General features: G+C 39.4%; 18 protein-coding genes. 15 read left to right on the top strand and 3 right to left on the bottom strand.

From position 1 onward, the window contains the following. Position 1 precedes the first annotated feature (1 nt). Positions 2-2,959: a beta strand repeat-containing protein gene (locus ACEVFT_RS24720; RefSeq protein WP_456952083.1), complete on the bottom strand. Its 2,958-nt coding sequence runs from the start codon at positions 2,957-2,959 to the stop codon at positions 2-4. A gap of 179 nt (positions 2,960-3,138) precedes the next feature. Then, complete coding sequence (locus ACEVFT_RS09425; RefSeq protein ID WP_393949381.1) at positions 3,139-4,224, bottom strand: glycosyltransferase; 1,086 nt, start codon at positions 4,222-4,224, stop codon at positions 3,139-3,141. A gap of 183 nt (positions 4,225-4,407) precedes the next feature. Here ACEVFT_RS09425 and ACEVFT_RS09420 point away from each other — a divergent pair, with 183 nt between their 5' ends. The 6 genes from ACEVFT_RS09420 (at position 4,408) to ACEVFT_RS09395 (ending at position 10,989) form a co-directional block, all read left to right on the top strand. Beyond that, positions 4,408-5,376 carry a YncE family protein gene (locus tag ACEVFT_RS09420; protein WP_393949379.1) on the top strand — a complete coding sequence of 323 codons (969 nt, stop codon included), beginning with the start codon at positions 4,408-4,410 and terminating at the stop codon, positions 5,374-5,376. Next, positions 5,376-6,059, top strand: coding sequence for a response regulator transcription factor (locus ACEVFT_RS09415; protein ID WP_205445479.1), 684 nt, complete (start codon positions 5,376-5,378; stop codon positions 6,057-6,059). Before ACEVFT_RS09420 ends, ACEVFT_RS09415 begins: the two co-directional genes overlap by 1 nt. Then, positions 6,056-7,444 (top strand): sensor histidine kinase, encoded by a 1,389-nt coding sequence (locus tag ACEVFT_RS09410; protein WP_205445477.1) that lies wholly within the window; start codon positions 6,056-6,058, stop codon positions 7,442-7,444. Before ACEVFT_RS09415 ends, ACEVFT_RS09410 begins: the two co-directional genes overlap by 4 nt. A 3-nt stretch (positions 7,445-7,447) precedes the next feature. Beyond that, positions 7,448-7,972: a FixH family protein gene (locus ACEVFT_RS09405; RefSeq protein ID WP_342533403.1), complete on the top strand. Its 525-nt coding sequence runs from the start codon at positions 7,448-7,450 to the stop codon at positions 7,970-7,972. Between the two features lie 121 nt (positions 7,973-8,093). Further along, positions 8,094-8,666 (top strand): TetR/AcrR family transcriptional regulator, encoded by a 573-nt coding sequence (locus tag ACEVFT_RS09400; protein ID WP_205445474.1) that lies wholly within the window; start codon positions 8,094-8,096, stop codon positions 8,664-8,666. Between the two features lie 133 nt (positions 8,667-8,799). After that, on the top strand, positions 8,800-10,989 hold the full coding sequence (locus ACEVFT_RS09395; protein ID WP_048390815.1) for a YhgE/Pip domain-containing protein: 2,190 nt from the start codon (positions 8,800-8,802) through the stop codon (positions 10,987-10,989). 469 nt (positions 10,990-11,458) lie between these two features. On the opposite strand, the gene yhfH is transcribed toward ACEVFT_RS09395, so the two are convergent. Continuing rightward, positions 11,459-11,584, bottom strand: coding sequence for a protein YhfH (gene yhfH / locus ACEVFT_RS09390; protein WP_004230455.1), 126 nt, complete (start codon positions 11,582-11,584; stop codon positions 11,459-11,461). Positions 11,585-11,728: 144 nt separating this feature from the next. On the opposite strand from yhfH, the gene lplA reads away from it, so the two are divergent. The 9 genes from lplA (at position 11,729) to ACEVFT_RS09345 (ending at position 21,622) form a co-directional block, all read left to right on the top strand. Further along, complete coding sequence (lplA, locus tag ACEVFT_RS09385; protein ID WP_205445470.1) at positions 11,729-12,721, top strand: lipoate--protein ligase; 993 nt, start codon at positions 11,729-11,731, stop codon at positions 12,719-12,721. Positions 12,722-12,821: 100 nt separating this feature from the next. After that, the gene (locus tag ACEVFT_RS09380) at positions 12,822-13,526 is read left to right on the top strand and encodes a response regulator transcription factor (RefSeq protein WP_004230457.1); all 705 of its coding nucleotides are present in this window, start codon (positions 12,822-12,824) and stop codon (positions 13,524-13,526) included. Next, on the top strand, positions 13,526-14,509 hold the full coding sequence (locus ACEVFT_RS09375) for a sensor histidine kinase (RefSeq protein WP_205445468.1): 984 nt from the start codon (positions 13,526-13,528) through the stop codon (positions 14,507-14,509). Before ACEVFT_RS09380 ends, ACEVFT_RS09375 begins: the two co-directional genes overlap by 1 nt. An 11-nt stretch (positions 14,510-14,520) precedes the next feature. Next, positions 14,521-14,946, top strand: a complete 426-nt coding sequence (locus tag ACEVFT_RS09370) for a hypothetical protein (protein ID WP_205445467.1) — start codon at positions 14,521-14,523, stop codon at positions 14,944-14,946. Positions 14,947-14,958: 12 nt separating this feature from the next. Next, the gene (locus ACEVFT_RS09365; protein WP_004230460.1) at positions 14,959-15,735 is read left to right on the top strand and encodes an ABC transporter ATP-binding protein; all 777 of its coding nucleotides are present in this window, start codon (positions 14,959-14,961) and stop codon (positions 15,733-15,735) included. Next, the gene (locus ACEVFT_RS09360) at positions 15,707-17,641 is read left to right on the top strand and encodes an FtsX-like permease family protein (RefSeq protein ID WP_205445465.1); all 1,935 of its coding nucleotides are present in this window, start codon (positions 15,707-15,709) and stop codon (positions 17,639-17,641) included. Before ACEVFT_RS09365 ends, ACEVFT_RS09360 begins: the two co-directional genes overlap by 29 nt. Positions 17,642-17,783: 142 nt before the next feature. Next, the gene (locus tag ACEVFT_RS09355; RefSeq protein WP_393949373.1) at positions 17,784-19,331 is read left to right on the top strand and encodes a fatty acid--CoA ligase family protein; all 1,548 of its coding nucleotides are present in this window, start codon (positions 17,784-17,786) and stop codon (positions 19,329-19,331) included. A gap of 249 nt (positions 19,332-19,580) precedes the next feature. Further along, the gene (locus ACEVFT_RS09350) at positions 19,581-20,228 is read left to right on the top strand and encodes a VTT domain-containing protein (RefSeq protein ID WP_205445461.1); all 648 of its coding nucleotides are present in this window, start codon (positions 19,581-19,583) and stop codon (positions 20,226-20,228) included. A gap of 164 nt (positions 20,229-20,392) precedes the next feature. Further along, entirely contained in the window at positions 20,393-21,622 is a 1,230-nt protein-coding gene (locus ACEVFT_RS09345) for an EAL and HDOD domain-containing protein (RefSeq protein ID WP_205445460.1), read from the top strand. Positions 21,623-21,723 lie beyond the last annotated feature (101 nt).

The raw sequence follows: 21,723 nt of genomic DNA, 5'->3' as shown, positions 1-21,723 counted from the left end.
TCTAAGAAATTCGATGACATGACCAAACGATACCACCAGAGTTAGCGCCGCCTAGTGTAAGACCGATTGTCAGGCCATTGGCTTCATAGAATAGATCAATAGTATCTCCAGCGTTTAGTTGTACCTCACCTGCCAAAGTCACAGTGCCATTTCCAAGAATTGCACGCAATGTTAATACAAGTGCAACGTTTACATTTAATACAGGGAATAATCCGCTAATTAAATTTGTTGATGTATTTCTTCGGATTGCAAATGAAGGATTTACTCCTACTCCTAAAGCAACGGTAATGGCCGCAGTAGTAGAATAGTTGATAGTTGCTTCAAAGGAATATCTACCCGTAGTTGGTACAGTGAATACGCCAGTTGTCGGATTAAAAGCAGGAGTAGTAAAGTAAGGCGATGCTATACTCCAGTTAGTGATAGACGTAGACGCACTAACAGCTAAAGTGTTTTTAAATGCTGAGAATCCTTCGGTAAAAGCTGGTCCAGTCGCCCCAGTTACGCCAGTAGAGCCAGCAACCCCAGTCGGTCCAGTCGCGCCGGTAGCCCCAGTAGTGCCAGTAGAACCGGCAACCCCAGTAGCACCAGTAGCCCCAGTCGCGCCAGTAGCCCCAGCAATCCCAGTCGCGCCGGTTACGCCAGTCGCGCCAGTAGCCCCAGCAATCCCAGTCGCGCCAGTTGCGCCAGTAGAACCAACAACCCCAGTCGGTCCAGTAACGCCGGTAGCCCCAGTAGTGCCAGTAGAACCAGTAGAACCAGTAGAACCAGTAGAACCAGTAGAACCAGTAGAACCAGTAGCCCCAGCAATCCCAGTAGGTCCAGTTGCGCCGGTAGTCCCAGTAGTGCCAGTAGAACCGGCAACCCCAGTCGGTCCAGTAACGCCGGTAGCCCCAGTAGTGCCAGTAGAACCGGCAACCCCAGTAGAACCGGTAGCCCCAGTCGCGCCAGTAGCCCCAGCAATCCCAGTAGGTCCAGTCGCGCCAGTAGGTCCAGTAGTGCCAGTAGAACCAGTAGCCCCAGCAATCCCAGTAACCCCAGTAACCCCAGTAACCCCGGTAGGTCCGATAACCCCAGTAGAGCCAGTAGCCCCAGTAGGTCCGATATCTCCAGCAGAGCCAGTAACCCCGGTAGGTCCGATATCTCCAGTAGAGCCAGTAACCCCGGTAGGTCCGATATCTCCAGTAGAGCCAGTAGCCCCAGTAACGCCAGTAGGTCCGGTAACGCCAGTAGGTCCAGTAACGCCAGTAGAGCCAGTAGCCCCAGTAGAGCCAGTAACCCCGGTAGGTCCGATATCTCCAGTAGAGCCAGTAACCCCGGTAGGTCCGATAACCCCAGTAGAGCCAGTAGCCCCAGTAGGTCCGATATCTCCAGTAGAGCCAGTAGCTCCAGTCGGTCCGATATCTCCAGTAGAGCCAGTAACCCCGGTAGGTCCGATAACCCCAGTAGCCCCAGTCGGTCCTATATCTCCAGTAGAGCCAGTAACGCCAGTAGGTCCGATATCTCCAGTAGAACCAGTAACTCCAGTAGGCCCGGTAACCCCAGTAGAGCCAGTAACGCCAGTAGGTCCGGTTACCCCAGTAGGTCCGATATCCCCAGTAGAGCCAGTAACGCCGGTAGAGCCAGTAACTCCAGTAATCCCAGTAACGCCGGTAGAGCCAGTAACACCAGTAGAGCCAGTAGCCCCAGTAGGTCCAGTAACGCCGGTAGAGCCAGTAACGCCGGTAGAGCCAGTAACGCCGGTAGAGCCAGTAACGCCGGTAGAGCCAGTAACGCCAGTAGGTCCGGTAACGCCAGTAGGTCCGATATCCCCAGTAGAGCCAGTAACCCCGGTAGGTCCGATATCTCCAGTAGAGCCAGTAACGCCAGTAGGTCCGATATCTCCAGTAGAACCAGTAACGCCAGTAGGCCCGGTAACCCCGGTAGGTCCGGTAACCCCAGTAGAGCCAGTAGAGCCAGTAGCCCCAGTAACCCCAGTAGGCCCGGTAACCCCGGTAACCCCAGTAGAGCCAGTAGCCCCAGTAACGCCAGTAGGTCCGGTAACGCCAGTAGGTCCAGTAACGCCAGTAGAGCCAGTAACGCCGGTAGAGCCAGTAACCCCAGTAGGTCCGATATCTCCAGTAGAGCCAGTAGCCCCAGTAGGTCCGATATCTCCAGTAGAGCCAGTAACCCCAGTAGGTCCGATATCTCCAGTAGAGCCAGTAGCCCCAGTAGGTCCGATATCTCCAGTAGAGCCAGTAACCCCAGTAGGTCCGGTTACCCCAGTCGGTCCAGTAACGCCAGTAGAGCCAGTAACGCCGGTAGAGCCAGTAACACCAGTAGAGCCAGTAGCCCCAGTAGGTCCGATATCTCCAGTAGAGCCAGTAACCCCAATAGGTCCGATATCCCCAGTAGAGCCAGTAACGCCGGTAGAGCCAGTAACGCCGGTAGAGCCAGTAACGCCAGTAGGTCCGGTAACGCCAGTAGGTCCGATATCCCCAGTAGAGCCAGTAACCCCGGTAGGTCCGATATCTCCAGTAGAGCCAGTAACGCCAGTAGGTCCGATATCTCCAGTAGAACCAGTAACCCCAGTAGGCCCGGTAACCCCGGTAGGTCCGGTAACGCCAGTAGAGCCAGTAGCCCCAGTAACCCCAGTAGGTCCAGTAACGCCAGTAGAGCCAGTAACGCCGGTAGGTCCGGTAACGCCAGTAGAGCCAGTAGCCCCGGTAAAGCCAGTAACGCCGGTAGCCCCAGTAGCCCCAGTAACGCCAGTAACGCCAGTAGAGCCAGTAACCCCAGTAGGCCCGGTAACGCCAGTAGAGCCAGTCACACCAGTACTACCTGTTGGACCAGTTATCCCACCAGTCGGTCCTGTAGGCTTTACTGGCCAAATTGGACAACTTGGAATAGGGCCAGTTTTACAACAACAAGGAAATGAATGACACTTACTGCAAACTCTATCTATAAAATTTCCAAAATGCATAATCTCACCTCCTCTCTCAAATATCGTATTCTGAATAATGATAGGGGAGGTAGACACATAACTATTAATTACTTGTAAATCGAGAGTTATTTATAGATTCGTTGCAACTGTTTTTAAGATAATTGGATGTTTATCATATGAATATGAGTTAAAACTTTTTAGATGGTTATTGAAATTTTTTAAGAGTCATTTTGATTGATTGTTAAAATACGCTTGAAATATTCTTTATTGTGTAGAATTTTTGGGTTATTTGGAATGAACGAGCCGGCTAATTCATTATGTGCATTGGCTAGTTCATATTGTTGTAAGCGGTCGTAAAGCACACAGAGCTGTAAGTGAGGGAGCCATGTAGAAAAGCTTTTGTTTTGAAAAGGAGCGTTTGATTTTTGTTTAATAACAAGTGCTTGCTCGTACCAAAAAACTGCTTCGTAATTCTTGAATTGCTCCATGAAATGATAGCCTAGGCGACAGCAGGCTTCGGGGCGGGGGACATCGTATTCGAAGCTTCGTAAAATAGCATTGAAGTTGTTTTCTTTATCATTTAAATGGGAATAGCAATCTGCTAATTTTAAGCAGGCACGAATATTATCTTCTACCCAGCCTAATTTGGAGGTTAAAAATAATTCATAATAGTAAATAGCTTCCTCAAATTGACCATGATCTACTAATTCATTAGCAAAATAAAATGTATCACGTGGTGATAGTGTTTCTCCTGCTTCAATCAGTTGTCTATAAATCGTAATATTACGGGCGTGATCGTGGGTTAACGGTAAATGGCTAACGGCGACATCACTATCAAACAACACGCCACCGACTTCTAAATATTCATGAACTGCACCAATCCATTGAAATTGTTTTTCTCTTCTGACTAGACGATATCTTCTTATTAAGGCGTCTGCATTACCCTCATGATCGAAACTTAAATGATAATTCATTGAAACAGCATCTACATTAGAGTTTAGAGATGCTTTGAGTGTCTTTAATTTTTGTCGATCTTCCTCTAGAAAAACATCATCTGCATCTAGCCAGAGGATGTATTCCTTTGTTGCTTGTTGAAAGGAATAGTTTCGTGCTGCTGCAAAGTGATGTATCCATTTAAAATCAAAAACTCTGTCTGTATACTGTGCAACCACTTGTTTTGTACTATCTGTTGATCCAGTATCGACAATATTAATTTCATCTACTAGATCTTTGACGGATTCAAGACATCGACCAATAACATCTTCTTCATTTTTTACAATCATACATAAGCTAATGGAAATCATACTATATTCCTCCTTACCATTATCTTTGTAATATATGTAAGGACGGAAATATTGGTTGGATGATTGAACTGATAGAGGGATTGTGAGCCTGAAATGTGAAATGTATTTTCATGGTTTGTCATAAATTTACCTTCCAAGTTTCACCCGAATTTCACAATTGTGAAGTATAGTAAAGGGGCAGAGGTGATAAAGTTGAAAAAATGGGCATTCTTCATTTTTTCGTTACTACAAATTCTATGGTTAGCGGGTTGCGCTGAAAAGTCATATGAACCCATTGAAAGGGAACGAAGTTTTATAGCTTCATTAAACATACAAGAACCATCATTAGATTTTATTGATGAGGATGGCAATGTACTTGCAACATGGTTATTTGATAAAGCTTATTCAGGGGCCATCCTATTAGGAGATGACCAAGTTTTATTATATGGACACCAATTAAATAACATCGAAGTCTATACAATATCAACTGGAGAAAAGCTCTATTCAAAAAAAGTAGAGATTGGTACGACCAATGTATACTACGATGACAACATCAAGCAATTTTTTATCACGAATAGTAAAACCAATACAGTGACAAGCTTTGATCAAGAAGGCAATCAGTTAGCTACACAACAGCTTGGCAATTATCCGATGTCAATGGCATCTTATAGGGATAAACTGTATGTTATTAATTTTAAAGATACAAAATTATCTGTGTTAAATATGAAGGATTTGACTATTGAGCAAGAGTGGCCGATTCAAAAATCTGCACATGGAATAGCTGTCCTAGAAGAAACACATGAACTATGGATAGGCGGTCATGGAGAAGGAAGTAAGCCAAATAGTTCAGTTAAAAAATATGATTTGACTACAGGCCAACTGCATGGAGAGATTGACATGCCTTTGATGCCAGTAGGGTTAAAAAAGACCAAAGATGCCGTTCTTGTTGTAAGTCATGGTCACAACGAGTTATATGTGGCTGATTTTGATGGTCATATCAAATGGCAGCAAGAGGTTGGAGCAAATCCCTTTGTAGTGAATCAGTTTAAAGATTATATTGTTGTCGCTGGCTATGACGATCACACATTGTACTTTATAAAGGATGGCCAGAAGGAAAAAACAGTTGATGTAGGGAAAGGTGCTTTTCAGCTGTTAGTAAGGGAGGAACAATGATGACAACTGTATTAATAGTTGACGATGAGCAGGATATGCGTAATTTAATTGAAATGATGCTCAATAACTCTGATATAGAGACATTTACTGCCGCTAGTGGAACTGAGGCTTACGATGTAATAGTACGTGAAAATATAGATTTAGTATTACTTGATGTAATGATGCCACATGAGGATGGTTTTGTTGTTTGTCAAAGCATTCGTGCTATGTCCAATGTACCGATTATTTTTCTGACTGCACGTGATGCGAATGAGGATAAGGTGAAAGGTCTTACACTTGGTGGGGATGATTATATTGTTAAACCATTTACACATGATGAACTGGTAGCTAGAATTTATGCTGTATTAAGAAGAAGTGGTGCGAATATTACAGAGCTACAGCAGAAGTACGTGATTTTTGGCTCTATTAAAATAGATGAAATAGCACGAAAAGTATCTGTTGATGGAAAGAGTATTCCACTTACTTTAAAGGAATTTGAGCTATTGCACTTATTTATGAAAAATCCAGGTAATGCCTATTCCAGAGAGCAATTACTAGAACGGATTTGGGATATTGATTATGTAGGTGGTACGCGCACGGTTGATACACATATTAAAACGTTACGAATAAAGCTTGGAAAGGATGCGGCTGCACATATTCAAACCGTTTGGGGAGTGGGCTACCGCTTTGATCCTGGCGAATGAAAAAGATTGCCACTCGCATTTGGTTGTTAATTTTCGCTTTTTTAATTATTACCGTTGTCTTTATGTATGTTCTCACAAATTTTTTGTATCAACGTTTATATGTACAAGATACAGAAGATACAATGGTCGAAGTCGGTTTGAAGCTACAGACAATGTATGACAATGGAAAGGTAACGGATGAATTTATCGCAGATATCGAACAATTTAATGATTATTCAAATTTGAATATATTTGCGGTAAGGAATCCACGTGAATTAAGTGCCTGTGTTCCATTTGATATAGATTATGAGACATTGATTGGTCCTGAGGAAAGACAGAAATTATTAGCAGGAAAATATGTGCAAAAAATTGGGTACGAGCCTCGTTTTGATCGACAACTTATTTCGGTGGTTGTACCACTTGTTGATCAAAATCGATTAGAAGGTATTATTTATATTTATTTCCCATTGGCCAAAATCAGTGAATTGGCAAATAGTGGCGTTATTTTATTGTTTATTAGTGCCTTCATATTTTTAGTAGTCGCTAGCTATTTAATTTATAAAGGGATTCGACATATTATGCGACCATTAAGCGATTTACAGCGTGCAGTGGAACAGATGTCCTATGGGAATTATGAGACACGTGTGCCTGTCAATTCACGAGATGAAATCGGTAAACTATCTAGTACCTTTAATAAAATGGCAGAGGCAATTCAGCAAGAGGATGAAGCACAAAAAACGTTCTTGGCAACAGTCTCGCATGAATTACGAACACCGATAAGCTATGTAAAGGGCTATAGCGAAGCCATGCAAAACGGCATCATTACAGAAGGCCAAAAAGAAGAAACCATTCAGCTAATCGTCCGTGAGGCCAACCGCATGGAACGCTTAACAAACGAATTACTTCAACTGGCAAGAACAGAAAATGAACAAACCGATATTGATTTATATCCAATTCCGTTAGGTGAAACATTACGAGAGGTTCAAAAAATCTTAACACATCAAGCAAATAAAAAGAACATAACTTTATATTTAGATGTAGATGATGCACTAATTATTGAAGCGGATGAAGTGAAGCTAAAACAAATTTTTATTAACATTATTGAAAATGCGATTAATTACTCGCATGAAAATTCTAAAGTGGAAATTGTTGCCGCTGAAAAGGCTGGTAGTGCCCAAATTACTATTAGGGATTATGGAATCGGTATTCCAGCTGAGGATATATCACATGTTACAGAGCGATTTTATCGTGTTAACAAAGCACGAAGTCGAGCGGACGGTGGTAGTGGACTAGGCTTATCTATTGTTGAACAGTTACTAAAACAGTTACAAGGTACGTTAGAAATTGAAAGTGTTGTTGAAAAAGGCACAGCCGTGAAGATACGGTTGCCATTAATGGAGGATTAAAAGATGAAAAAGTGGTTATTTGCGCTAATTGCAGTCCCTACATTATTAGTAGGGTGTGGAGAAAAAAAAGAGGCTTTACCAGAACCAGAAGTACCTCAAATCCCCGAGGTTGAGATTTTAACACCAAAAGAAGTAGCACTCAATGAAACAATTGAACTGGCAGCACATGTTGAACAAGGTGGAGAAAATGTCGATGATGCTGTTGTAGAATTTGAAGTTTGGGAATCAGGGAAACGTGATGAAGGACAAATGATTGATGGGAAATTAGAGCAAGACGGAGTTTATAAAGCAACGACTACATTTGATCATGACGGTGTTTACTTTATGTATGCACATACAACAGCAAACGGTGTTCATAATATGCCAAAGCAACAAATTATTGCTGGAAACCCAGATATGACAAAGGTTGTACCAGAAGATGAAAAAGCCAATAACAGCATGGATAATAATATGATGAATCATAATTCTGAAACATCAGATGATACGGATCATGGTGACGAAAAAAAAGATGAAAAAAATCATCATTAAAGGCTTGCAATTTTTTTGAAATAGGAATATGATAATGACCAGATGACCGAAATGGTTTTCTGGTCATTTTTATTGAAGTGTACAATAGATGTACATAACCTAACAAGAAAGGATGTTACTAATGGATCGTAGGCAGGAAATTCTTGAAGCAGCTGCAAAATCTTTTACGTTGTTTGGCTACAAGGCAACAACGATGGAGCAAGTGGCGAAAATTGCTAATGTCGGTAAAGGTACGATTTATACATTCTTTGCAAATAAAGAAATTTTATTTCAAGAGATCGCTATGTCACTTGTACGAGAGATGAAAGCGGAAGCGGATGCAGTGTTGGATGCATCAGCAAGCTTTATGGATAATGCGCATAATGCTTTAATGAAAATGCTACAGTTCCGAGAAAAACATCTTTTATTTGCAAAGCTAATCGAGGAAGAAAAAGAATTACGAACACCAGCAGTTAAACAAGTGCTATTACGCATTGAGACTGAAATCTTATCGTATGTCGCAGAGTTAATACAACGACGTATTAATAAAGGTGAAATTAGAGAATGTGATGCGGAACTTGTTAGTTACTTATTGCTGAAGGCATATCTAGCTTTTGTTGTCGATTGGCATGAGTTACACGGTGATGTGATCCCTGAAGATAAGATTCTCAATCTTTTTAAGGAAACGATCTTTCGAGGTTTGATTCTAACTTGATTCGATAAAATACAGCTGTAGAAGTATCGAATCAAGTGTTCTTTTTGCAATATTGTCGAGGTTGACTATTTTTTTTGAATGAAAATGACCAAATGACGTTTTCGGTCAAATAGTTTAGGAGTGAGGATATTATATGATTAAAGCTGAGTGGCTGAAGATCTTTAAAACAAGAAAAATGCTTGTTTCCATCATTGCTGTATTATTTATTCCAGTAATGTATGCGGGTATGTTTTTATGGGCGTTTTGGGATCCTTATGCGGGGCTTCCTAATCTACCAGTAGCCGTTGTCAATGAAGATACTGGTGCTGAGATGGATGGCGTTAAATTAGACTTGGGGGATACCTTAGTCGATAAATTGATAGATAGCGAACAATTTAACTTTATAGAAGTTTCAAAGGATGAAGCTGAAAAAGGCTTAAATAGTCGTGATTATTATATGATTTTAGAAATTCCAACAAATTTCTCTGAACATGCAACAACACTATTAGATGACAAACCATCAAAATTAGTGATGAACTACATTCCAAACGAGGGATTAAACTTCCTTGGTGCTCAAATTGGAGAGACGGCAATGGATCGTGTACGTGCTGAAGTAAATTCACAAGTATCAGCGACTTATGCTGAAAAATTATTTGATTCGATTGCAACACTTGGAGATGGCTTTACAGAGGCAGCAGATGGCTCAAATAAGCTAGATGAGGGTGCGCAAAAAGTAGCGAATGGTGCAAAAGATTTAAAAGGATATCTGGAGCAGCTAGCATCAAGCACAGTTGAATTATCAAATGGTACAGATAAATTAACAAAAGGTGCTGGGGATGCAGCAAAAGGCGCAAATGACTTATCTAGTGGTTTAGTCAAACTACAAGATGGCACTGTTCAATTACAACAAGGTGCACAGCAAGCTGCAAATGGTGCAACGAGTCTTGAACAAGGGTTATCACAATATACACAAGGTGTGGCAAAAGTTGGTGCTGGTTTAAATACTTTAAACGACAAACAACAGCAAATTAGTGCAGGTGCAGCATCTATTGCTGAGAACGCTGGTGCATTGAATGGTGCAGCAACCCAATTAACAGCAGGATCTGCAAAAGTGGAGGCAGGCATTACAGCCCTATCCAACCAATTACAAACAATGATGGCTTCAATGCCTGAAGAACAAGCAGCAGCATTAAAACAAACATTAGCGGAACTACAGGCAGGTAGTGCTAGTGTGCATAACGGTTTAACATCTTTATCAGCTGGTACAGAAAAATTACAAGCTGGTGCCAATCAAGTAAGCTCTGGTGCAACTCAAATTGCAGCAGGTCAGGCAGAAGTATTAGCTGGTGCGAATGCATTAACAGCTAAAAGCAATGCTTTATTGGAAGGTGCAAAAGGTCTACAAGCAGGTAATGCCACATTAGCTGCAAAATTAGGTGAACTACATGCGGGTGTGAATACAGCTGTAACAGGCTCAAAAACATTAGCATCTGGATTAAATGAATTAGCGAATGGTACAACAACATTAAATCAAGGTACTTCTACACTTGCTTCAAAATCTGGTGAGCTAGCACAAGGATCTGCAACACTTGCGGATGGTTCTACGGAGCTTGCAGATGGTACAGCTACTTTATCTGGTAAACTAGGTGAGGCGAGTGAAAAAGCAAATGAAGTCAAAGCAAATCAAGACACGTATGATATGGTAGGTAGTCCAGTTGAAGTTGAAAAAGAGTCAGTAAACCATGTTCCTAACTATGGTACAGGTTTTGCACCGTACTTTATTTCTTTAGGCTTATTCGTAGGTGCATTATTAATTTCGATTGTGTTCCCACTTGTTGAACCTGCTATTCGCCCTAAAAACGGAGCATCTTGGTTTACAAGTAAAGTGACTGTACTAGCAGTCGTAGGTTTAGTGCAAACATTACTAACAGTAGTCATTGTAAAATGGGGTCTAGGACTTGAAGTGAATAATATGGGCTACTTTATCTTAACAGCATTATTAACAAGCTATGTATTTTTAGCCTTAATTCAAATGCTTGTTTCGATCTTTGGTGACCCTGGACGTTTCATGGCAATTGTTGTGTTAATTTTACAATTAACAACAAGTGCAGGTACGTTCCCATTAGAATTAATTCCTTCACCATTACAAGTATTTAACAAGCTATTACCGATGACATATACAGTTCAAGCATTTAAATCAAGTATTTCTACTGGCGATACGTCATTCTTAATGCAAAACTATGGTGTTCTAGCTGGTTTCTTAGTAGCATTCTTAGCTATCACATTTGGTTATTTCATGCTACTGCACAATAAACGTTACTCTAAAGTAGCTGAAGAAAACTAATCATGAAGCACTCACCCAATGTACGGTGAGTGCTTTTTTTGTTCATAGGGGTTATGTAATAATTCTTCAACCTCAAATGACATAAATAAAACAAAACCATCAATAAAATTTTTGTGAAAGATGAAAATGGATTTCCATTGCAGGCTACTTGCTTTCCTGTGGGCGAGAAGCTTCCTCGCTACCGCTTCGTGCAGGGGTCCGCCTATACTCACTAAATTAGATTTTTACGTTCAATATTTTGAGTGCAGTTCACTCATCAGACGTCTCTTGGAAAGGACGCTGGTAGAACGGCCCCTCAGTGACATCGTCCTTTTTCAACAACAAAAAAGCAACAGCTGATATGAGCGTATCAGCTGTTGTTTTTTGTAAGTGTAAGAGATTTAATTAAGGGTTCATCAAAATATGATGAAGGGTGTCATGATTGCTACGTGTGGGGCACGTATATGACTATATCAGAATAGGCAAATGCTTATAGGTGGTTACATTTTTCACAAGTGTTGCTGTAGCATTCGCTTTGCTCTTCCATTTTTTCACCGCACTCAGTACATTGCTTTGCAGGTAAATTCTTGAAAAATTCAACTACGTTTTCTAACATTGTGGACTCCTCCTTTAAGTTCATCTGTACTATTACTGTTTTGATATTTCCTAGTGTATTATAACAGATGCTTTTCGTCAACACAAAATGCCTAATTTACGGTAAAATAAATATGGATATTTTGTGAAGGAGGAAACGTGAACTATGATTTTCGTTGATAATAAAGGGATCCATGATCCACGCATTAACCTTGCTATTGAGGAGTATTTGTTAAAAACAATGGACGTTGAGAAAGAGCCAGTGCTCCTTTTCTACATTAATCAACCGTCCATCATCATCGGTAAAAACCAAAATACGATTGAAGAAATCAATACAGACTATGTAGAGGATAATGGCATTATTGTTGTGCGCCGTCTGTCAGGTGGTGGTGCTGTTTACCATGATTTAGGGAATCTTAACTTCAGCTTTATTACAAATGATGATGGCGATAGCTTTATGAACTATAAAAAGTTCACACAACCAGTAGTTGACGCTCTAGCAAAAATGGGTGTGAATGCAGAACTATCAGGACGAAATGATATACTAGCAGAAGGTCGTAAAGTTTCTGGGAACGCCCAATTCTCTACAAAAGGGCGTATGTTCAGTCATGGTACATTGATGTTTGATACAGAAATAGATGCAGTGGTCTCTGCCCTAAAGGTCAAAAAGGATAAGATTGAATCAAAAGGTATTAAATCGATTCGCTCACGAGTAGCAAACATTTCAGAGTTTTTAACAGAGCAAATGACGATTGAGGAATTCCGTCTTGAAATTTTGAAATCCATTTTCGATGGAGAAGAAAATATTCGTTATTATGAGTTAACTGAGGAAGATTGGGCAAATATCCACAAACTATCAGAAGAGCGCTATCAAACATGGGAGTGGAATTTTGGGAAATCACCACGCTTTAATATTCAAAAAACACATCGATTCCCAACAGGAGGCATTGATATTCGCCTAGAAGTAAATCATGGTGTGATGGAAGAAGCGCATATTTTTGGAGATTTCTTTGGTGTAGGTGATATGGCTGATATAGAACAGCGCTTAGTTGGGACAAACTATGACAGAGCGGCTATTGCTAAGGCATTAGCAGACATTGATATTCCTACATATTTTGGTGGAATTTCAACTGAGGACTTTTTACAATTAATTTATTAAGGAAAATACGGTTTCGTGTAATGATTTAGCCTAAAGGTTCGCTGACAATTATGTCGTCGAACCTTTTTTTGATACAATATAGAAAGAAAGGAGTGTTGATATGGAAAAGCATCGAATATTCATAGTTGAAGATGATGTCAAGATTGCATCATTACTAGCGGAAACGCTTAGAAAATATCAATACGAAGTTGCAACAATTCAAGAATTTGATCATCTCATAGAAGAATTTACAGCATTTAATCCACATATGGTGCTGCTTGATATAAATTTACCTGCTTACGATGGCTATTATTGGTGTCGCCAGCTACGTCAGCATACAACATGCCCGATTATTTTCATTTCTGCTCGCTCAGGAGAAATGGACCAAATCTTTGCACTTGAAAATGGTGGCGACGATTTCATTACAAAGCCTTTTAACTACGAAATTGTGTTGGCTAAAATCCGTAGTCATCTACGCCGTACATATGGTGAATATGCAGCAAGGCAAGAAGAGCGGACAATCAAGCAAGGACAGCTTGTACTTCATTTAGAAAGAATGGAGCTACATAAAAATGATTTAGAAATTCCACTTCAGAAAAAAGAATGTATCATTTTAGAGCTGCTGATGGGCAATGCACCGAAAGTAGTGTCACGTGAGCAATTGTTAGAGGAACTTTGGGACGATCAGGCATTTGTCGATGAGAACACATTGAATGTGAATATGACCAGAGTTCGAAAAAAGTTAGCGGATTATCATATATCGTCCACAATCGAAACGGTACGTGGTGCAGGCTATCGATTCATATTAAGTGCAGGTGAGCTATAGTGGGCTGGAAGCTTTTTTTACGTGATTATGCATCATTTATTGTGTTTCAGCTCATATTAGTTGGCTTTATCATGATTATCTATGCGCTAGACGGTTTTCGAAATATTGATACAGCTATTTATTCCTTTTGTATTAGCCTTGTACTATTAGCCTCATTTTTACTTGTCCGCTATTTAATGCGACAACGCTACTTGCTGAAGATAACCCAGCTTCCAACAGCAATGGAGGATGTGCTACAAAAAAATGCAAAAACGCCAGAAGCTGTGCAAACCGAGAAATATATGCATGAGTTGTATCGACTTTATCAACATGAGCTGCATGCGTTATATGCAAGTCAAAAAAGACATGATCAGTTTATGAACCAGTGGGTCCATCAAATGAAAACACCTATTTCGGTAATTGAATTATTATTACAGGATGACCGTCCACTTGATAAAAAGAATGTCCAGGAGGAAATTGATCGCTTGCGTAGGGGTTTGGACATGGTACTAGTCAATGCACGATTAGAAAATTTTGAGGATGACATGCAAGTAGAGCGAGTTGCGCTAAAAGCCATAGTAACTGCAACTGTTAATGAAAATAAACGTTTATTTATTACGAAAAGAGTTTTCCCTGAAATTCATATTGAGGATGACCTTATTGTTGCCAGTGATTCGAAATGGCTTCGCTTCATTCTAGGGCAGTTTATCACCAATGCGGTGAAATACACGTTTGAAGCCAATAAAAAAATTGTTATTTCTGCCATTGAAAAGGATGACTATGTACAGCTAGCTATTTGTGATGAGGGTATTGGGATTCCAGCTTCCGATCTTTCACGTGTTACGAAAGCCTTTTTTACTGGCGAAAATGGGCGGAAAACAGGGGAATCTACTGGGATGGGCCTTTATTTAGCCAAAGAAATCTGTGAAAAGCTAGGGCATGAGCTGGCTATTACATCAGAGGTAGAAAAAGGAACGATTGTGACAGTAACATTTACAAATTAGGGGGCATTCGGATGGTAGAAGTATGTATAGAAGATTGGAAATTAACGATTGATAAGGAGAAAACAAAAGCTCTTTATATGACGCATCTGCAAACGGGAGATCCATTAGCCTATCAAAATTTCCTCATGGCAAATGAAAAGCTAGACGAAGAGCTTCTGCATTTTTCAACTAGCCTTGGGTTAAACTTACAGCAACCAACATTATTGAATGCCTTTCCTGTCGACGGTCAACAGATCATGTACAGCGGGTATTATACTGTATGTGGGGAGATTATAGAGGGAGAAACGGATGCGTGGGATGTGATTGTTGGGGAGCATTGCTTTAGTTTAGTAGAGGAAGAGTCACTGCTGGCTTTAACAGAGCCTCATTTTCACATCGGTTTTGAGGTCGTATTACCGTGGCTTTTACCCCAATCCTTAGAATTAATGAAGAAATAAGGTGAATGAAGTATGCCTATTTTACAAATTAAAGATGTAACAAAAGTGTACGAAGGCAAAGTCACACATCGTGCATTAAATCAGTTGAGCTTTGACGTGGAAGAAGGCGAGTTTTTAGCTGTTATGGGCCCCTCAGGAAGCGGTAAAACGACATTACTGAATATTATTTCGACCATCGATGAACCAACTAGTGGAGAAATTATACTAGATGGAATGAATCCACATAAATTGAATGCAACAGAGCTTGCTTACTTTAGAAGAAGACAGCTCGGTTTTGTGTTTCAGGATTTCAATCTTTTGCATATGCTGACGGTCGAGGAAAATATCGTGTTGCCTTTAACATTAGATCAGCAGCCGCTAGAGGTAATGGAGGAGCGTCTAGCAAGTATTGTAGAAAAGCTAGACTTAACTTCTTTCCTTCATAAACGTCCAAATGAAATATCTGGAGGACAGGCACAAAGAACGGCAATTGGTCGAGCACTTATTCATAATCCAAGTCTCATTTTAGCGGACGAGCCGACAGGTAATTTAGATTCGAATTCTTCACGTGATGTGCTTGAACTATTAACAAAAGTGAATCAGGATAAACAAACGACCATTGTGATGGTCACGCATGATCCGATTGCAGCAAGTTATTGTGATCGAGTGTTATTCATTAAAGATGGTGAATTTTTCAATGAAATTTATCGAGATGACCGTCGTCAGATGTTTTTCCAACGTATATTAAATGTTTTAAGCTTACTAGGAGGAGGGCAAGTAGGTGACCTTTCGACAATTCGCTTACCGTAATGTCGTGCGGAACAGCCGGATATATGGTGCCTTTTTCATGGCGAGCTTTTTTTCTGTGGCTGTATTTTTTATCTATTCCATGCTGATGTTTCATCCTGATATTGAACGTGGGATATTAGGAGAAATGTCTCTCATTGGGATGGTGGGGGCTGAAATTGTTCTGGTCCTCTTCACATTATTCTTTTTATATTATTCCATGAGTGCCTTTTTAGAGGCCAGATCACATGAATTTGCCATTTTATTGCACTTGGGAATGGAAAAGCGTCAGATGAATAGACTTGTTTTTTTAGAGACGATGATTATTGGCTCTGGCTCCATTATAGTAGGGATTGTCTTTGGTTTCTCGTTTTCAAAATTCTTTTTTATGATTGTACGAGAAATTTTACATTTAGATGATTTACCGCTATATGTATCATGGGAGCCATTTTTACTGACGATTGGTGTTTTCACAAGTGCGTTTTTCGTTATTTCTTTTATTAGTGTGTATTTTACACGAGAGAGAAAATTACGAGATCTCATTAAAGGCAGTGATTATTTAAATAGCTTAACAACTTACTCCAAAATACGAGCTGTCTATGGTATTGCTCTAATAGTAACGACGTATATTTTAGCGTTTGTTGTCGGACATACATCATTAATCGGGCTAACGCTGTTAATACCATTTTCAGCAACATTTGGCACCTATTATTTTTTCAGTGATTCCGTCCCTTGCTTTTTAGATTTAGCGCGTGGGAAACGGAAGTATCATTGGCAACGCTACCGTCTCCTCTCACTAGCTGAACAAACTCATATTATGATGGACAACGTGAAAATGTTTTTCGTTGTGACGATGGTATCTACACTTGCATTTTTATCTGTGGGTGTTTTAGCGACGATGTCCTCTTATACAACTCAATATGATCGATTAAATCCACTCGGACTAGTTTATAAGGGGGATGTCGATAATCCATATGAACGGGAGCATATCAATTCTTTAAGGCTGCAATTGGAGGAGAAAGGTTTATCTTATCAGCTATCCCGTTTTATTGTTGTGAAGCAAACCTCATCCTTCACTCGAAACGAAGTGGAGGTTTTTCGGGAGTCCGATATGAACGTCTTGCTGTCTTCCTATAGTTATCCATTATTGAATCTGGGAGCAGGTGAGGCAGTATTCATTCCTTATTCGGAGGATTCCCTAAAAAAACTAAAAAATCGAATTGTGCATACTGTTTTGGAAGAAAACAATATATCGCTCACCATTGATAGTGTCTATCCCAAAATAGTGTTTCCAGGTTCGATAGTAAGTGTCAATTCGATTGTCATTAGTGATGAAGACTTCGCAAAGCTTATTCATCCGATTTCCGATCAAGACATAATTCAACCAAGCTATCATCTTTTTACATTTGTTATTCCTCAATGGATGGAAACAAAAGATATCGGTAAGGATATCGATCATCTAGAATCCAATTTATATTTTATTAAGAAGGATAAATTTAGCCCTTTTTACTTTGAAAATGCAGGATTAAATTATTCTTATATACTAGCTACCTACTCATTATTTACATTAGTGGGTGTCTTAGTTGCCACTGTATTTTTACTTGCGGCTGGAAGCTTTATCTATTTTAAACTGCATACATCCCTCGAACGTGAAAAGCGTAAATTTGATGTATTAAAGCGTATGGGGTTAACAGATACCGAGCTAAAAAAGCTAGTTAATCGCCATTTATTTCCCCAATTCTTTTTACCTTGGGGTGTTGCGATGATGCATAGTGCCTTTGCTTTTCTAATGGTTCAAGGTATTTTGAAAGACTTTGCAAATATTTCGATTGTAAAAGAAGTATTCTTTGCTTTTGGCTTTTTTGTATTAATACAAGTAGTTTATTTTTATTTAATTCGTTGGCGCTATATCTCTCATATTCGTTCATGATGTATTTGTTTAAAAGAGAAAAAAATGAATTATTTGACGTAATTTATGACATGAGATAAAAAGACTCATTGTTTTTTAGATATATTTCTTATATAATATTACTGAATAGCGATTCATTTTATACGATAAGGGGATGGTGTAATTGAATTTAGTTTCACGTGTTCGTCAACAGGCAACAGAACAACCTGAAAAAGTGGCGTATCATTTTATGGGGAAAGATACGACTTACGGGGAATTTGAGCATACTGTTGGCCGCTTTGCAAAGGGATTACAAGATTTAGGCGTTGAAAAAGGGGATCATGTGGCGTTTTTACTCGGCAATACGCCACACTATTTAATTGCCTTATATGCAACAATGCGTTTAGGGGCAACAGCAATACCTGTTAATCCAATCTATACACCGGATGAAATTTCTTACATTTTGCATAATGGAGATGTAAAAGCGGTTATTGCTCTGGATATGTTGCTTCCTTTGGTTGAAAAAGGTGTACAAGCATTTCCACAAGTAAAAACATTTATAGTTTGTGAAACAACACCAGATATAGCGGAAAAAGTGGGAGCTTTATCACCACAAGCACAAGAAAAAACACATTTATTTACACAGGTTATCGCCAATGCTTCTCAATCTTTACAACCTGTTGAAGTAGCAGATGATGATAATGCTATTATTTTATATACGTCAGGAACTACAGGTAGTCCAAAGGGGGCTATGCTGACACATGGCAATGTGTACTCAAATGCACGTGATGTTGCCCATTATCTAGGAATTAAAGCAGAGGACCGTGTCATTGCAACATTACCTGTGTTCCATGTTTTTGCCTTAACGGTAGTGGTTAATGCACCTTTATTAAGTGGAGCAACGGTTTTACTTGCACCACGCTTTAGCCCTAGCGAAATTTTTGCTTTAGCACGAGAGCAAAAAGCAACGGTATTTGCTGGTGTTCCTACCATGTATAATTTCTTATATCAATTACCTGAAGGCAATCCAGAAGATTTCTCGACAATTCGTTTAGCGATTTCAGGTGGTGCCTCCTTGCCTGTTGCACTATTACATAATTTCGAGCAGAAATTTAATGCGCGTGTGTCAGAGGGATACGGCTTATCCGAAGCTTCACCCGTTACATGTTTTAACCCATTAGATCGTGAGCGTAAAGCGGGCTCTATCGGAACATCCATTAGCAATGTCGAGAACAAAGTTGTTGATGTCAATGGTCAGGAAGTGCCTGTTGGCGAAGTTGGAGAGCTGATTGTACGTGGTCCAAATGTGATGAAGGGTTACTATAAAATGCCTGAAGAAACGGCGATGGCGATTCGCGACGGCTGGCTCTTTACAGGAGATTTAGCAAAGGTAGATGAAGAAGGGTATTTTTACATTGTCGATCGCAAAAAGGATATGATTATTGTAGGGGGCTTTAATGTTTATCCTCGTGAGGTGGAGGAAGTGCTGTTTGCCCATAATAATATTGTGGAGGCAGCAGTGGTAGGCTTCCCAGACCCGAACTTAGGAGAAGCGGTTCATGCCTATGTAGTGTTAAAAGAAGTAGCGGCTACTACGACAGATGATCTTTTATCCTATTGTGCTAAGCATATGGTGAAATACAAGGTACCGAAAGTAATTGAGATACTGGATGAACTACCAAAAAACACAACAGGAAAAATATTAAGACGTTCATTAAAAGAAAAAGTTTAAACGAGAAAAGCTACTATTGAAAAATGGTAGCTCTTTTTTTGTACATTATTCGTATAATAGTAAAATCAGTTGAGAGTAGATGTCTGTAAGTGATAAAATCAAACTTGTGAAATCTTCTACATACTTTTCAAGGGCTTGTCATATAGTGAGGAAGTAATGTAAAAAGACGTACAAAACTGGAACCCTTTGAGGTGAAGCCACGTCAAAGCTTTTAGGTAAAAATACTATTGAAAGAGAGCATACAAAAACATGTTAGAGCTCATTAAGGAGTTAATCAGTTTTATTGTGCATATCGATGTGCATTTAGAAGAAATTATTCGTGATTTTGGCAATTGGAGTTATCTTATTTTATTTGCGATTGTTTTTGTAGAAACAGGCGTTGTTATTTTCCCATTCTTACCTGGTGATTCCTTGTTATTTGCAAGTGGCACATTAGCCGCTGCAATGGGCGCGTTTGATATGTGGATTTTAATCCCTGTATTTTTAGCAGCAGCTATTTTGGGAGATACGATGAACTATCATATTGGACATAAGGTAGGGACATCTATCCCACCAAAGAGCCTCCTTGGTAGAGTTGTAAAAAAAGAGCGGATGGAAGCAGCAGAAAAATTCTTTAATACTCATGGTGGGAAAACGATCGTTATTGCACGTTTCATGCCATTTATTCGTACATTTATCCCGTTTGTGGCGGGTGCAAGTAAAATGAAATATAGTTATTTCTTATTCTTTAATATTTTCGGTGCCATTTTATGGGTATTCAGTTGTACATTATTAGGTTACTTCTTTGGAAATATTCCAATTATTAAAGATAACTTCTCAGTTGTACTTATTTTGATTATCTTTATATCAGTTGTGCCTGCAGTGATCGGAGCAATCAAAGCCAAAGTCGGTAAATAATAAGGACAGTCCTAAAGTGATGAATTATCACGGGACTGTCTTTTCTTTTAAATTGTCTAAAAAAGCCAATGAGACCATGCTAAGTTAGCTTGAAGTATAAGCATCAGGTCGTAAAAAATGTTATACTATAAATTACTAGAAAATGGAGAAATGGGGGCAACGAAATGGAAGTATTCATTGGCAGACAGCCTATATTTAATCTGCATGAGCAGGTCGTTGCATATGAATTGTTATATCGTAGCAAAAACGTAAATGCCTTTCCAATGGTTGATTCAGATGCAGCAACGATTGACGTACTTGTGAACTCATTTCTTTCAATTGGTTTTGAAGAGGTAACGAAAGGTAAACCTGGTTTTGTTAATTTTACTGAAAACCTACTGATGAGCTCTATACATGAATTTTTAAATCCCTCACAGGTAGTGATTGAAATATTAGAGGATGTTCCACTTACCTCTCAGTTAGTGGAGCGTGTGATTGAGCTAAAAAAACATGGGTTTCAAATTGCTTTGGATGATTTTATGATGGATGATCAAGTGGAAGTTTATGATGAATTATTCGAACAAATTGATTATATTAAGGTAGATTTTTTAGCCTCTTCCATCGTAAAAAGAATGGAAATTGAAAATAAAGTAAAGGAGAAATTTCCACATATTCAATTGCTTGCTGAAAAGGTAGAGACGCGTCACCAATTTGAAGTCGCTAAATCCTCTGGCTATGTGTTATTTCAAGGTTATTTTTTTGAACAACCGCAAATAATACGAGCAACAGACATTCCAGCGAATGCGATTCAATATATTCACATTATCTCCTTACTGAAAGAGGAAGAACCGAATATTCAATTATTAGCGGAAAATATTGAACGTGATATTTCATTGACATACAAATTATTGCAAATGATTAATAACTCATCTAAACGCTCTAAATCGAAAGTGCGCTCCATCAAACAAGCGATTGTATTACTAGGCGTATCGAATTTACGAAAATGGATTTATTTATTGGCCATGCGTGAAATTGATATCGATGCCGATTCCGATCTTTTTAAAGAAGTGATGTGTACGTCTTTATTCCGAGCTAAGGTTTGTGAGAAACTAGCTAAGCTATCTTATAAAAAGAATTTCTCAGAATATTTTTTAGTCGGCATGTTTTCACTTATCGATACATTACTTCAAAGACCGATGAATGTTATTTTACAGCAACTACCATTCTCAGAGGATATTACGAATACCATTTTAGGCTTTGAAACGGAAATGTCCCCTTATTTGGAGTTTAGTATTGCGTTAAGCAAATTAGATTGGCCGCGATTAGAAGAGCTAGCTGTACAGTTGAATATTCAGTTAGTTGATATTGATCTTTTATATTATGAAGCCATCGAATGGGCAGAAAAATCTTTTTAAACCAAATCAGCAAAAGCTATCTTATTGATTACAGTAAGATAGCTTCATGTTGTTGAAAAAAGATGATGTCAACGGCAGAAAAAGCAATTTTGCAAGGTGAG

The organism is Lysinibacillus sp. PWR01 (genome assembly GCF_043359455.1).
Lineage (GTDB): Bacteria > Bacillota > Bacilli > Bacillales_A > Planococcaceae > Lysinibacillus > Lysinibacillus fusiformis_F.
The sequence above is the reverse complement of the archived record's forward strand: the minus strand, read 5'-3'. Positions and strand labels throughout refer to the sequence as shown.

Excerpts from the sequence above, each read along its gene's own strand:
- ACEVFT_RS24720 (WP_456952083.1), bottom strand. The coding sequence starts at position 2,959 with ATGCATTTTGGAAATTTTATAGATAGAGTTTGCAGTAAGTGTCATTCA.
- ACEVFT_RS09425 (WP_393949381.1), bottom strand. The coding sequence starts at position 4,224 with ATGATTTCCATTAGCTTATGTATGATTGTAAAAAATGAAGAAGATGTT.
- ACEVFT_RS09415 (WP_205445479.1), top strand. The coding sequence starts at position 5,376 with ATGACAACTGTATTAATAGTTGACGATGAGCAGGATATGCGTAATTTA.
- ACEVFT_RS09410 (WP_205445477.1), top strand. The coding sequence starts at position 6,056 with ATGAAAAAGATTGCCACTCGCATTTGGTTGTTAATTTTCGCTTTTTTA.
- ACEVFT_RS09405 (WP_342533403.1), top strand. The coding sequence starts at position 7,448 with ATGAAAAAGTGGTTATTTGCGCTAATTGCAGTCCCTACATTATTAGTA.
- ACEVFT_RS09400 (WP_205445474.1), top strand. The coding sequence starts at position 8,094 with ATGGATCGTAGGCAGGAAATTCTTGAAGCAGCTGCAAAATCTTTTACG.
- ACEVFT_RS09395 (WP_048390815.1), top strand. The coding sequence starts at position 8,800 with ATGATTAAAGCTGAGTGGCTGAAGATCTTTAAAACAAGAAAAATGCTT.
- yhfH (WP_004230455.1), bottom strand. The coding sequence starts at position 11,584 with ATGTTAGAAAACGTAGTTGAATTTTTCAAGAATTTACCTGCAAAGCAA.
- lplA (WP_205445470.1), top strand. The coding sequence starts at position 11,729 with ATGATTTTCGTTGATAATAAAGGGATCCATGATCCACGCATTAACCTT.
- ACEVFT_RS09380 (WP_004230457.1), top strand. The coding sequence starts at position 12,822 with ATGGAAAAGCATCGAATATTCATAGTTGAAGATGATGTCAAGATTGCA.
- ACEVFT_RS09370 (WP_205445467.1), top strand. The coding sequence starts at position 14,521 with ATGGTAGAAGTATGTATAGAAGATTGGAAATTAACGATTGATAAGGAG.
- ACEVFT_RS09365 (WP_004230460.1), top strand. The coding sequence starts at position 14,959 with ATGCCTATTTTACAAATTAAAGATGTAACAAAAGTGTACGAAGGCAAA.
- ACEVFT_RS09350 (WP_205445461.1), top strand. The coding sequence starts at position 19,581 with ATGTTAGAGCTCATTAAGGAGTTAATCAGTTTTATTGTGCATATCGAT.
- ACEVFT_RS09345 (WP_205445460.1), top strand. The coding sequence starts at position 20,393 with ATGGAAGTATTCATTGGCAGACAGCCTATATTTAATCTGCATGAGCAG.